At 46.9% G+C, this 12,936-nt stretch carries 9 protein-coding genes; 6 read left to right on the top strand and 3 right to left on the bottom strand.

Annotated features, from left to right (window positions below; translation table 11 throughout):
- Nucleotides 1–166 precede the first annotated feature (166 nt).
- The 4 genes from T497_RS0101560 to T497_RS0101545 all read left to right on the top strand — a co-directional run bounded on the left by T497_RS0101560 (nucleotide 167) and on the right by T497_RS0101545 (nucleotide 4,887).
- Entirely contained in the window at nucleotides 167–829 is a 663-nt protein-coding gene (locus tag T497_RS0101560; RefSeq protein ID WP_028514095.1) for a response regulator transcription factor, read from the top strand.
- Complete coding sequence (locus T497_RS0101555) at nucleotides 826–1,848, top strand: sensor histidine kinase (protein ID WP_028514094.1); 1,023 nt, start codon at nucleotides 826–828, stop codon at nucleotides 1,846–1,848. The genes T497_RS0101560 and T497_RS0101555 overlap by 4 nt, the downstream gene beginning before the upstream one ends.
- Before the next feature lie 379 nt (nucleotides 1,849–2,227).
- On the top strand, nucleotides 2,228–3,877 hold the full coding sequence (locus T497_RS0101550) for a dockerin type I domain-containing protein (RefSeq protein WP_028514093.1): 1,650 nt from the start codon (nucleotides 2,228–2,230) through the stop codon (nucleotides 3,875–3,877).
- Nucleotides 3,878–3,918: 41 nt separating this feature from the next.
- On the top strand, nucleotides 3,919–4,887 hold the full coding sequence (locus T497_RS0101545) for a GTP-binding protein (protein ID WP_028514092.1): 969 nt from the start codon (nucleotides 3,919–3,921) through the stop codon (nucleotides 4,885–4,887).
- Nucleotides 4,888–5,322: 435 nt separating this feature from the next.
- On the opposite strand, the gene T497_RS17225 is transcribed toward T497_RS0101545, so the two are convergent.
- Both T497_RS17225 and T497_RS0101535 read right to left on the bottom strand, forming a co-directional pair.
- Nucleotides 5,323–7,443 (bottom strand): sensor histidine kinase, encoded by a 2,121-nt coding sequence (locus T497_RS17225; protein ID WP_080693263.1) that lies wholly within the window; start codon nucleotides 7,441–7,443, stop codon nucleotides 5,323–5,325.
- Between the two features lie 18 nt (nucleotides 7,444–7,461).
- Nucleotides 7,462–8,130, bottom strand: a complete 669-nt coding sequence (locus T497_RS0101535; protein WP_028514091.1) for a response regulator transcription factor — start codon at nucleotides 8,128–8,130, stop codon at nucleotides 7,462–7,464.
- Between the two features lie 388 nt (nucleotides 8,131–8,518).
- Between T497_RS0101535 and T497_RS0101530 the strand changes: the two genes are divergently transcribed.
- On the top strand, nucleotides 8,519–9,220 hold the full coding sequence (locus tag T497_RS0101530; RefSeq protein ID WP_028514090.1) for a hypothetical protein: 702 nt from the start codon (nucleotides 8,519–8,521) through the stop codon (nucleotides 9,218–9,220).
- Between the two features lie 1,101 nt (nucleotides 9,221–10,321).
- On the opposite strand, the gene T497_RS0101525 is transcribed toward T497_RS0101530, so the two are convergent.
- Nucleotides 10,322–11,488 (bottom strand): nucleotide disphospho-sugar-binding domain-containing protein, encoded by a 1,167-nt coding sequence (locus T497_RS0101525; RefSeq protein WP_028514089.1) that lies wholly within the window; start codon nucleotides 11,486–11,488, stop codon nucleotides 10,322–10,324.
- Between the two features lie 392 nt (nucleotides 11,489–11,880).
- Between T497_RS0101525 and T497_RS0101520 the strand changes: the two genes are divergently transcribed.
- On the top strand, nucleotides 11,881–12,873 hold the full coding sequence (locus T497_RS0101520; protein ID WP_028514088.1) for a GDP-mannose 4,6-dehydratase: 993 nt from the start codon (nucleotides 11,881–11,883) through the stop codon (nucleotides 12,871–12,873).
- The last annotated feature ends 63 nt before the right edge of the window (nucleotides 12,874–12,936 follow it).

The following is a 12,936-nucleotide window of genomic DNA, read 5'->3' as shown; positions in this document are numbered from 1 at the left end:
TCGCCCCGTGTGGTTACAAAGCAATTATTCGGGCTGTGTACATCAGCCCCTACATTCTCAATCATCAATTTACGGAACGCCGAGGGCGGCGTTCCCTACAGCTAAAGGCTTGTTTTATCCGCTCATTTGTGCTATAATTAAAACAATAATAATTCAGAGGTGAAATATGAGCAAGATTTTCATTGTCGAGGACGACAGGTCTATCCGCGAGGAGCTCGCCGAGCTTCTCCGCAATTCGGGCTACGATGCCGAATACCTTACGGATTTCAGCAACTCAAAGGCAAAGATACTCTCCGCAAAGCCCGACCTTATCCTCATGGACATAAATATCCCCGACCTTAACGGCGAACAGCTTCTCAAGGAGATACGCAGCGAAACGGATACTCCCGTTATCATGGTGACGAGCAGGACTTCCGAGACCGACGAGGTGCTTTCCATGAGCTACGGCGCCGACGACTACATCACAAAGCCCTATAATCCCACTATCCTGCTGCTGAGGATATCTGCTGTGCTGAAACGTTCCGCAGGTTCGGCAACAGTCCAGTCCTACAACGGCTTGCAGGTCAACGACGCCAAGGGCTGTCTGACCGACGGCAGCCGCGAGCTTATCCTCACCAAGAACGAGATGATAATTTTCCGCTTTATGCTGGACAGGCGCGGCTCTATCGTCACCCGTGACGAGCTTATGACGGCGCTGTGGGACAACGACGAGTTCGTCAACGACAACGCCCTCACCGTTAATATAAGCCGCCTGCGTTCAAAGCTTGCCGACCTTGGCTGCGAGGACGCTATCGAAACGCGCAAGAAGCAGGGGTACATACTGAGATGAGATTCCGCGATTATATCAGGGACAGACTGTGGTTTTACGTTATCGCAGCGGTCTCATTCGGACTTATGCTGCTGTTTCTGACGGCTTACAGGGTAAGCAGCCAGCTCAGGGCATTTATCGCCGTCATATTCCTGCTGTTCATCATAACAGAGGAGCTTGTGGGCTTTCTGCGGAAAAGGCGGTTCTACGACGAGCTTATACAAAAGCTTGATATACTGGACAAAAAATACCTCATTCACGAAATGGTAAGAGAGCCCGACTTCCTTGAGGGCAGGCTCACCTATGAGATTCTTTGTCAGGCTAATAAAGCCATGTGCGAGAACGTATCGGACTATAAGCGGAGCTCCGCTGACTTCCGCGAATTTATCGAGATGTGGGTGCACGAGGTAAAGCTCCCCGTGGCAAGTTTGCAGCTCATGGCGCACAACCACAACGACAAGCTGGGAGACAAGTTTCTGGAGCAGCTCCGCCGCATAGACGACTATACCGATCAGGTGCTGTACTATGCCCGTTCCGAGAGTGCCGAAAAAGACTACATCATCAAGGAGACCTCCCTGAAGCGCACCGTGTCCAATACAGCTCTGAAAAAGCGCGAGGATATCCAGCTTGCAGGAGCTTCTATCGAGACCGAGGGGCTTGACGTAAGCGTTTTGACCGACGGCAAGTGGCTGGAATTCATGCTTGGACAGTTCATCGCAAACAGCCTGAAATACACAGTTGAGGGGCGCGAGACCGTTATGAAAATAAGCGCAGAGGAGCTCCCTGACCGTGTGCTGCTTCACTTCCGCGACAACGGCATAGGCATACCCGAAAATGACCTGAGCCGCGTGTTCGACAAGAGCTTCACAGGCGAGAACGGACGTCTGTACGCAAAGTCCACGGGTATGGGACTTTACATCGTGAAGAGCCTGTGCGAAAGACTCGGGCACAGCATTTCCGTAAAATCAGAGCAGGGGCAGTATACCGAGTTTACCGTGGCATTTGCCAAGAACGATTTTTATAAAATGCAGGAGCAATGATACATTGTTACTCAGACTGTCAATAAACTCAATTTTATTAAGGGAACGCCTTCACTTGCAAGGCGTCCCTAATCGGGCTCGGCACCCTCTGTCAGCAAAGCTGACATCTCCCTGCACAGCAGGGAGTCACCCTCTCAAAAAACAGTCCACTGGACTGTTTTTTGATTCACCCTTTGCGAAGCGCCTTCGATATTTGGGCTCTGCCCAAACCCGCCAGAGGCTCTGCCTCTGGACTCCGCCAAAGGAACACAGTCCCTTTGGAATCCCTTTCATGGGTAAAATGACTTTTTCGACAAACATAAACCGATTGACTTTTTCACGGAGTTATAGTATATTTGAAGTATAAAAAGCACGAACGGTGCAAAAAGGGGTGGATAATATGAGCAAGCTTCTTGCAGGAGCTGCGGCGGCTGCGCTGCTTTTTCAGCCTGCCGCAAACGCTGTGCATGGCGGAGAAGCCGCAGACAGCATCGCTGCCGATGCTGACATTTCTCAGTATGAAAAGGGCGACGTGAACTGCGACGGACAGATAAAAATATCAGACCTTGTGCTGCTGCAAAAGTGGCTCATAGGTGCAGAAGATACAGAGCTGAATGTATCGGAGACTGCCGATATCTGCGAGGACGGCAGAGTGGATATTTTCGACCTGACAGCCCTGAGACGTCTGCTTCTCGGGAAGATAAAGGGACTGGACAAAAAAGCTCCCGTAAGCGAGCTTGCGCCTGCGATGTCAGGCATGGGTAGAAGCAGGTTACCCGTATTTGCTGTGGAGTTCCCCGATCATTACGCGGATACTGACTTTGCAGAGCAGGTGAAGCAGAATTGCTTCGGCGCTGAAGACAAAGACGAAAGCTTTTACCCTCTGGAGAGCGTTCCTGCCTATTTTGACCGTGCTTCCTACGGAAAAATGTACCTTGAATGCGACGTTATGAGCTACAGGGCGAAAAATCCTGCGGAGAGCTATATCCAGAACAATTCCCTTGGATTGGCTGAGGAAATAATGTCGGAATACGCAGAAAAGCTTGATTTGAGCGTTTATGACGCAAATAAAGATGATATTCTGGACTCCATGGTGATAATAGTTCCCGAAAAGCTGCTGGAGATGGACAATAACGGTGACAAGATACCCGACTGGTGGCCGTTTTCCGCAAAGTATTACGGCAGTGATACCTATGGCGGCATGAAACTTGGCTCATACTGCGTGATTCCGTACTGGAAGAACGACCGCCCAGGCACAAATTCCAAGATAGCCCATGAGCTCTGTCACGCTATGGGACTTACGGATTACTACGGCACAAATCAGGAGTCAGGCAGTGATATCGGCAGTATGAGCGGCTCCGCAGGCAGCGAGCTCATGGACGAGGGCAGCGGCGACCTGTCCGCGTTTTCAAAGCTCATGCTGGGCTGGATAGCCGAGGAGGATATACAGTTCTACACAGGCGGCGAGCAGTCCTTTACGCTGAATTCCTCACAGCAGAAGCCCTCCTGTATCCTTATCCCGAGGGGCAGTGAAAAAGGCTTGCTTGGAGAGTACTTCGTCATCGAGTTTACCACAGGCGAGGGCAATAATTCAGCCTGCTTCATAAACGGTTTGTATAGCACATTGTTCCAGAAAAGCGGCGGAGTCCGCATACTTCACTGCAACGCGGAGGTCTCCGACGGAGTGTTCGGCAGGGATTACAAATACGGCATAAACAGTCCCGACTACGATAAAACCGACAAAAAACAGCGTGTTATGCGCCTTGTGAATGACAGCGGAATGTTCTACCCCGGTGTGAGAGGTCTCAACTACAGGGACGTTGTCGACAGCGCCAACGAGGAGTTCAGGTGGTACGATGAGGAGGGCGGACTGACTGTTGATACGGGGCTTAAAGTGAAGATATCAGAATTGCGCCCGGATCCAAATTATGAGCCCGATCCTTTCTCGGGAGCCGACGCATGGGGCGGCGATGAACGTCACCTCGCCAACGATCCCGATCACCTCAGCGGCGCGACCTATACCATAACCATATCGCAGGTCAGTTCGTAATGCGCCCATAAAAACATCTAAACAGAAACGGAAATCATAAAATGACAAAGATAGACCTTATAACGGGTATACTCGGCTCGGGAAAGACCACTTTTCTGCTGAAATACGCCCGAAACTGCATAGACAGAGGCGAGAATATCGCCATACTTGAAAACGACTTCGGCGCTGTCAACATTGATATGCTCATGTTACAGGAGCTTAAAGGCGAACGCTGCCGCCTTGAAATGATAGCAGGAGGCTGCGACGCGGACTGCCACAGACGTCGCTTCAAAACACAGCTCATATCTCTCGGTATGCAGCACTTTGACCGCGTTATCGTCGAGCCCTCGGGCATATTCGACATGGACGAATTCTTCGATATACTCCACGACTCGCCGCTGGATAACTGGTTTGAAATAGGCAGCGTCCTCACTATCGTCGACAGCGAAATGGAGGAGCACCTCTCGCCGCAGATGGAGTATCTACTGGGCTCTGAGGCAGCCTGCTGCGGAAAGATAGTGATAAGCAAGCTCCGCGGTGAAGCCGACAGTGAGCTTGTGCAGTCCATACTCGACCATGTGAACCGCGCTCTTGAGGATATTCGCTGTGACCGCAGACTCACTCTCCGCGATGTTGTGGCTAAGGACTGGGAGAGCCTTGACGACGAGGACTACAGACTTTTCGGCAGCGCAGGCTACCGCGGTTCGAGCTACGTGAAGAAGTTCAGCCCCGAGGATATAGAGAGCTCCGTTCACTACTTCATGCATATCGCCATACCGAGAGAGTGCGTGGAGCAGCTTATCGCCGATATATTCACAGACGAGAGCTGCGGCAGGATATTCCGTATCAAGGGTGCCCTGCCTGCGGAGAATGGCTGGCTGAAAATAAACGCTACCCGTGAAAAGACGGAGACAGCCGAGGTCTCAGAGGGACAGCCCGTGCTCATCGTCATCGGGGACAATGTCTCACGAGAGCGTATCGACGAATATCTGAAACCGCTTAATACGGACAGCGAGTATGTTTCTATTTAGAACTAAATTCAATGCATAAAAAAGGCGAACCATAACCGTGACACTCATATAGAAGTTTTATGCTTATTATTGAGAGAACCCCTTTTGAAAAAGGGGCTTCTCTCAAACTCTCTCCCTAAAACTTTCTTTTTCGTTTTTTCGCAGATAGGGCGCTTCATAAAATAAAAAAAACTGCATATACAGGAGCGCCCTATCTGTGAAAAAACCAGATAAAAGTCTTTGGAAAGGGGTATGGGGGAGAACCTTTCCTCAGAAAGGTTTCCCCCATAATTAACCATGAGCTTCTATATAAGTACTATGGTTATGGTTCGCCTTTTTTGTAGGGGCGCACAGTGTGCGCCCGTCGAAATATACGGCAATCTTATTCGGGCAGCGGAACGCCGTCCCTACAATAATTACGCATTAAACAGGGCGCGATAAATCGCGCCCTGTCTCTTACTGCATTGTTACCATGAAGCAAACGCTCTTGCCCGGCTGGTTCATTACGTGTATCTTGAACTTGTGCTTGTCAATTACCGACTTTGCAATTGCAAGTCCCAGTCCGTAGCCGCCTGTGGAGCGGTTTCTCGACTCATCACTGCGGTAGAAGCGCTCGAATATCTTCTCGGTATCCTCTTCCTTGATACCCTGACCAGTGTTGTATACCGACAGAAGCTTCCTGTCGCCCACTCTCTTCAGGGATACTCTTACCGTACCGCCGTCGTTGGAGTACTTCAGCGCATTGTCAATGAAGATAGCTGTCATCTGCTTGATGTGCTTCTCGCTTCCGCTGAGCATGATATCATCCTCGACGTTTACCTCGAACTTCTTGTTGTTCTCGAATGCCTGACACTCAAATGGAAGTGCGGTATTTATTACCGCCTTGCTGAGATTGAAGTACTTGCGCTCGAAATCAGTGGTATTGTTCTCCAGTCTTGTGAGATTCAGCAGGTCGTTGACCAGCACGTTCATACGGTCAGTCTGAGCCTTGATGTATTCAAGCCACTTGTTCTCGCCTATCTCCTCGGAAAGTACATCTGCGTTTGTGGTGATGACTGCAAGAGGAGTTTTCAGCTCATGGCTGGCGTCGGAAACGAACTGCTTCTGCTTCTCGAATGCGACCTTGATAGGCTGAATGCTTCTCAGGCTGAGGAAATATGCAAAAACAGAGAGAACGACCAGCGCTATAAGACCTATAATTATAGTTGTACGCTTGAGCTGCTTGAGCATATCCATTTCGGAGCTCTTATCCGTAAGCACCATGATAGTGCCGTTTGACTTGTCTGTCTGATAGAACTGATAGCCGTTTATCATACCTGTATCCTTGCCGTTGTCAAGGATAGTTGTTATGTAGTCCTGAGCTCCCTGTGAGTCAAGCTTGTCGTTATTGAGAGTCGCAAGGTAATTGCCCTTTGTATCTGCCATGATAACGAAGAAATCTATAGAGCCGAGAGTTTTCGGAATAGGCTCTACCTTTGAATAAGCCATGCGGCTGGGCTCTGAGGAAGATGAAGCCATAGCTGTGGGAGCGTCGCTGCTTCCGCTGTTTGAAAGAACTGTAAAGCCCTCCAGCACAGGCTCGCCTGTATATACAGTATTCACAAGAACAGCCTCGCCGCCGAAGCTCTGGGGCTCTGCAATAAGCTCGTCCTCGGCTTCTGCGTTTTCATCGTCCTGCTGCTCTTCGCCGCTGTAGCGCTTGTAGGTCTGATTATCCTCGTGTACCTTGACGCCGTTCTTATCAGGCTCCTTGCTTCTTGCTTTAAGAGAACCTGTCATATTGCCGTTCCACTGCATCCACGGGTTCCACGGGTTCATCTGGTTCCACGGGTTCCACGGATTTGTCTGATCCCACGGGTTCCACGGGTTATTGGGATCGCTGCCGCCGTTCTGCTGTCCCCAGTTGTTCCAGTTGTTCCAGTCCTGCTGACCGCCGTTGTTATTATTCCAGTTTTTCCAGAAATTATCCCAGTCCTGCTGGCTCCAGTTGTTCCAGTCAGGCTGTCCCTGCTGGTTCCAGTTGTTCCAGTCCTGCTGTCCCCATGCAGCCCAGCTCTGCTGTCCGCTGAAAGGCGCGGTAGTCTGAGCCTCTGAGGGCTGAGTCTCGGGGGGCTGAGTTTCAGCAGGCTGCTCCTCGTGCGGCTCCTCGTAGTACTCGGGCTCGTCGGGAGTGAACTGCTCGCTGTACTCTGTGCTCTCGTCAGTTGACGGAACTGCCTGAGTAGTCTCGTCAGCCTTTGTAGTCACAGTAGTCGCTGTTGTAGTCGTCGGAGCCTCAGTGGTGGCAGGCTTGGCTGTTTCCGAGGGCTTCGCAGGCGGATTGCCGCCCTTGTCGCGCTTTTCGCCCTTCTGCTCAACAGGCTTGGTATATGTAAATGTTGAGTTCTTGTCGTTATACTCGATACCCGAAGCTATCTGCATGAGCACTTCCTTGGACTGCCCTCGCATGACCTCCTTGGTGATAACGTTTATAGAACCGATAAGTGCAATGAAAACAGCAAGGAGAATACTTACGATCAGCGAGAAAAGCTTCATCTGGGCTTTTCTGAACATTCGATCATGAGGTTTCCTTAACATTGCGACATTCCTCCTTCATCATTCAAGAGAATAGCCTATACCTCTTGCGGTCTTGATCTGAACAGGAGCGGATATTACCGAAAGCTTCTTTCTCAGGAAGGATATGTAGACCTCGATGTTGTTGTACTCAACATCGCTCTCATAGCCCCATATCTTCTCGATTATACGCTCCTTTGGAAGTATCTGGTGCGGGTTTGATATAAGGAGCTCCATTATCTGGTACTCCTTGAGCGAAAGCTTAACGTCATTGCCCTTCCACATTACGGAACAGGTGCTCTTGTTAAGCTCAAGTCCGTTGTAATCCATTCTGTTCTCGTCGACTATCTCGCCCTTTCTTCTGGTGAGTGCTCTTACTCGCGCAAGAAGCTCACCAGTAACGAAGGGCTTTGTAAGGTAGTCGTCTGCACCGCAGTCAAGACCGTTGATCTTGTCCTCGATCTCGCTTCGTGCGGTGAGCAGAAGAACTGGCGTATTTACGTGCTCGCGGCGGAGATTCCTCAGCACCTCCATACCGTTCATGCCGGGAAGCATGATATCCAGTATGATGCAGTCGTAAACTCCCGTAAGAGCATTATCGAGTCCGTCAACGCCGTCGTAAACGGTATCGACGTTGTACATATTTCTTTTAAGTATCTCCGACAGAGCGTCGGCGAGCTGTATCTCGTCCTCAACAACGAGAAGCCTCATAGGAATACCCCCTTGAATGCCATTATATATGTAAGGCATATATCTATAAAAGCGGACACCATTCCACTGTAACTATATTATACCACAAAATATTGAAATAAGCTTAAAGGAATTTTAAGTTTAAAAAAATAATTAGGAAAAAAATCAGTGATTTTTTTGTGCATATCAACAGTTTTGTCACTAAATTGCCAGTAGGCGTTGACTAACCTATAAATTTGTGTTATGATTGATTACACAGACGAGTGAAAATAATTTACTGTTTTTACTCATTATATAGAAAATATATAAGTTCATATACGCAGACGATACAAAAACAGTGAAACCTCAGGCACTGTTATCCCTGTTTTTTGCAGTCGGCTGTTCCATATCAGATGGGAGGGGCAAAGATATGTTATCACCTATAGAACGAAAAAAGGCAGGCTTTCCTCTGCTGACATCTCACGCTGCTGAGATGAAAAAATATGCGGAAGTTTACAGCCTCTTCGTTGACAAGGGCTACTCCAAGGAGCTGTGTGAGGCTTACGCCGACGCTTTCATCGACAACGCTAAAAAGCCCACATACTTCGATATAATCCAGATAGCATCTCTTTACGATAAGATATACGATAATAAGACAGCTTATTTTTATCTTGAAAAGCTCATAGACAAAAAGCTCAGCGGCGACGAGAAATTCGGCTACTGCACCGAAATGCTCAGCACTATCAGCAAGATAGGCAACTGGCGCGACGCCGAGGAGTTCCGCACGCTGAACATAAGCTTTTTGCAGAAATACTGCGAAAAGACCTGCCTAAAGCGTCAGGCTAAGCTCTATATCTCGCTTGCGCTGGCAGACTGCGCCGCAAAGAATTACCGCGACGCTCTCAAGCTCCTGAAATTCGGCTATAAGCCCCAGGGCAGAAACGATTCAATGCTTCTTGAGATAATGATAACCGCAGTCTATATCTTCGCAAAGGCTGACGATATCGAAGGTCTGGAGGGCGCTCTCGCAAACGCCAACGGCTGTCTGAAGCTGTTCAAGGATTTCGATTTCTCATGGCAGGAGGAATACTACCAGAAGAGAATAAGAGACGCTTCACAGGGCATACTGTAAAACATGGGCTCCGAGTTAAACCTCGGAGCTTTTTTATGCCTCGGAGCTGTCAGCCTTGATTAAAAAATAAAAAAATATCAAAAATATTCAAAAAATTCCAAAAAATTTTTGTCGCACAATTTTGTATTACTTTTAACCATAGCAAGTTTTATCAGTTTACAGTTCAAAACGTCACCCTCGTTAAAAGATGTTGTAATTGTGCTACATTTTTTGTCGAAGCTCAAATCAACGTATCTACGCAGATTTGTCAATACGGTTTTTGCTCTATACCAAAATCAGCCGTTTATTTTTATTTTTATGTCTTAAAACTTATTTATTAAAATCAGTAATTTAGTTCATAAATCCTTAATATAAAATATAATACTAAATTTAGCAATATAGTCCTAATTTTGAGCAATATAATCAATTGAACTTAACGCCGTCATGCTTTATAATACAATTGTTGGTAGAAAAACCGCCGAAAAATCGGCTTCTCTACCGCCACATAATTTCAACAGATTTTTATGTGTCCTGTAACAAAATCGGCAAGTATATCGTTCTTTTGCTTGATCCGGTATCAAACTCCGCCGGATCTTCGGTTTTACCACTTCGATCCAGCACACATCGGACTTACTTCAACTGCTATTAAACATTAATGCCTATAATATGTTTAATCGCCTAAAGCAGTTCACGCATCGCTTGAAACGACCAAACAAGCATGACATCACAGCAAGAAGATATATGGCACTTCGGAATATGTGCTGCCGTATTGACAACTGCGTATAGAGGGTGCGCAGGCGTCACTCAATAGCGACCTTGATTGGCTTTTTGAGAGGGTGTCAATGAAGGTCGTTATTATTTTGCAATCCTGTTCTATACCTATATATAAAAGGCTGCCGCATGGCAGTCTTTTTTCGTGGTGGGATTTTTAATGCATAATTCATAATGCATAATGCATAATTAAAGGCGAACCAAGCGGTTCGCCTTTTTGTAGGGGCGAGTTCCGCTCGCCCGTGCTATATCGCCGTAAATGTGTAGGGGCGGATAGTATCCGCCCGTTCAATATAAATATGCAATCCGTAAAAAGCCGACAGGTGCTCCCTGTCGGCTTTTCTTGTCAAATCAAGCAAATATCTCAGCGTAAAGTGCTGTTCTGTTGCTTCTTGCTTCGTTGAATGAAGCGATTATCTTATCTGTGCCTGCCTTGAAGTTCTCTCTGTTAGCATAAGCGTCATCAACAGCCTTCTTGATGATATCAGCTGTAATGTCTATCTCATGCTTGTTGAGAGCGATACCTGCGTTAAGTCCTGCAACTACCTTTGCAACGTCAAACTGGTCAACAGCCTGCGGTACAAGCACCAGTGCAGCGCCGCTTGCAAGACCTTCCGATGTTGAGTTGAAGCCTGCGTGTGTGATGAATACATCGACCTGCGGTAAAAGCTGTGTCTGTGGTACATAGTTGTAGATAGTGAAGTTATCGGGGATCTCCTTGAAGGTCTCCTCGATATTTACAAACTTACCAACAGACATGATTACCTGATACTCGTCCGAGTCCTTGAAAGCTTCGATACAGCGGTGATAGAACTCCAAGTCCTTGCCGAATATAGTTCCCAGTGAGATAAAGAGGAGCTTCTTGTTCTCGTCCTTCTTGAAGTCAAAGCTCTTGTCAACGACTCTCTGCTCGATGTGTGGTCCGAGGAAGTAGCACTTGTCGTCTGTATCCTCTGGTCTTAAATGGAAATACTTTGATGTCAGGAGTATCTTCTTGAAGTTGTTTGGAGTGAATATAAGTCCGACGAAATCACGGAGACTGATATTGTATTTAGCGTTTGTTGCCTGTAAGCCTATCAGTCTTGCATTGTCAAACTGGTTCTCGTCTGTAAGAATGAATGAAGGGTAGATCATTACGAATTTAGCAGGATCGATCTTTAAGACCTTGTTCATTTCTTCAATGTCGAAAAATGCGTCGATGATATAGTAATCGTACTCTGTCTTATCATTCATGAGCAGTGTCATAACAACGTCTGTTGCCTTGCCTACCATGAATGAATTTATAGCGAATGATGGAACATTTGGAGGTAATCTTTTAGCAATTTCACTTACATCTGCTGAATAAACTACTTTCTTTACAGGAACTTCGTCTAATCTCGGTGCAAATTCGTCTGTAACAAAACAAGTCACATCATGTCCTAATGCGGCTAATTCTCTTACGACCTCAACACTTCCCGTAAAGTGACCGTGTAAGATACCGTTCAAAACGGCAATTTTTTTGGGCTTGATCTCGCTCATGTTTTCTTTTCCTCCGTTATGTTTTTCTATAGGATTTTGCTTCAAGGAAATAAGCGGCTCGGTACCATTTATTTCCCCGGCGTCCGGAGACGCTGATTAAAATTATAGCACACTTCATAGAGAAAATCAATACCTTTTTTCGACCTGTTCCTATATAATTTTCATGTGCTGATGGTTCAATTTTTTACGCCGTATTTCGATGATTATTAACAGTTTTTTGCCCAAGTTCTTAAAACAATTAATACTTGACAAAATTCGACGAATATGCTATACTACTCATTGTTTCAGTGTTTTCCCACAGCGAGGTGTCAGGCTTTATTTTTAGCCAAAAATTCGCGCTGTGGTCAGAGAAAATCGGCCAAAAGGTCAAAAAGAAAGAGGATAGAGAAGAAATGAATAGCAAAGACATGAAAAACAAGCGTGTGTTTATAACAGGTGCTACAGGATTTGTAGGAGCGCACATCACAAAGCACCTTATCGAGCTTGGCGCAAATGTTACCGTTCTCATCGAGAGATGTGACAGCACAAGCTATTTCAGCATTTGCGGACTTGACAAAAAGGTAAACATTTACTACGGCGATATCAGCAACGGCGCTCTTATCGAGCAGATACTCGTTGAGCAGAAGATAGAGTTCATCTTCCACCTTGCTGCTGTAGCTCTTCAGGATCTGGCTTACAAGATGCCAAAGGTGACTTTCCAGGTAAATATCGTAGGTACATACAATATCCTGGACGCTGCAAGACTTCATATGGATACAGTCAAGGCTGTTCTCGTTGCTTCAAGCGATAAGGTATACGGCGACAGCGATGTGCTCCCATACAACGAGAGCATGATACTTCAGGGCAGCAACCCATACGACGTTTCTAAGGTCTGTCAGGATATGCTGGCAAGAAGCTTCTACCACAGCTACAAGCTCCCTGTTGCAGTAGGAAGATTCGGCAACATCTACGGTCCCGGAGACAACAACTTCAACAGACTTATCCCCGGAACTATCCAGAAGCTTGAAAACGGCGAGTCTCCTGTTATCAGACACCCTGCAAACGGCGTATTCAAGAGAGACTTCCTCTACATCAAGGATATCGTCAATGCTTATATGTATATGCTTTACAACATCGAAAAGGAAGGCGTTGTAGGAAACGCATTCAATTTCGGTACAGGTATCGCTACAGACATTGAGACTATCGTCAACAAGATAAAGGCTGTTATGAACTGCGAGAATATCGAGTCTGTTATCCAGCAGAGCGATGTTAATGAGATACTGATACAGCAGTTAGATCCAACAAAGGCATTTGAGCGTATCGGCTGGAAGGCTGAGTACTCTGTAGATATGGGACTTGCTGAGACAGTTGACTGGTACAGAAACGTATACTTCAAGTTGAACTGAGTAAAAAAACACAGGAGTATGTTCCCGAATAAGGGGACATACTCCTTTTATTATGCCACTTTT

It is taken from the genome of Ruminococcus flavefaciens MA2007, assembly GCF_000621845.1.
In the GTDB taxonomy this organism is placed as follows: domain Bacteria; phylum Bacillota; class Clostridia; order Oscillospirales; family Ruminococcaceae; genus Ruminococcus; species Ruminococcus flavefaciens_E.
Note: the sequence above shows the minus strand (reverse complement) of the source record. Positions and strands in the feature narration are given on the sequence as shown.

Coding starts and splice junctions, on each gene's coding strand:
- T497_RS0101520 (WP_028514088.1), top strand. CDS start 11,881: ATGAATAGCAAAGACATGAAAAACAAGCGTGTGTTTATAACAGGTGCT.
- T497_RS0101555 (WP_028514094.1), top strand. CDS start 826: ATGAGATTCCGCGATTATATCAGGGACAGACTGTGGTTTTACGTTATC.
- T497_RS17225 (WP_080693263.1), bottom strand. CDS start 7,443: ATGTTAAGGAAACCTCATGATCGAATGTTCAGAAAAGCCCAGATGAAG.
- T497_RS0101535 (WP_028514091.1), bottom strand. CDS start 8,130: ATGAGGCTTCTCGTTGTTGAGGACGAGATACAGCTCGCCGACGCTCTG.
- T497_RS0101525 (WP_028514089.1), bottom strand. CDS start 11,488: ATGAGCGAGATCAAGCCCAAAAAAATTGCCGTTTTGAACGGTATCTTA.
- T497_RS0101530 (WP_028514090.1), top strand. CDS start 8,519: ATGTTATCACCTATAGAACGAAAAAAGGCAGGCTTTCCTCTGCTGACA.
- T497_RS0101560 (WP_028514095.1), top strand. CDS start 167: ATGAGCAAGATTTTCATTGTCGAGGACGACAGGTCTATCCGCGAGGAG.
- T497_RS0101550 (WP_028514093.1), top strand. CDS start 2,228: ATGAGCAAGCTTCTTGCAGGAGCTGCGGCGGCTGCGCTGCTTTTTCAG.
- T497_RS0101545 (WP_028514092.1), top strand. CDS start 3,919: ATGACAAAGATAGACCTTATAACGGGTATACTCGGCTCGGGAAAGACC.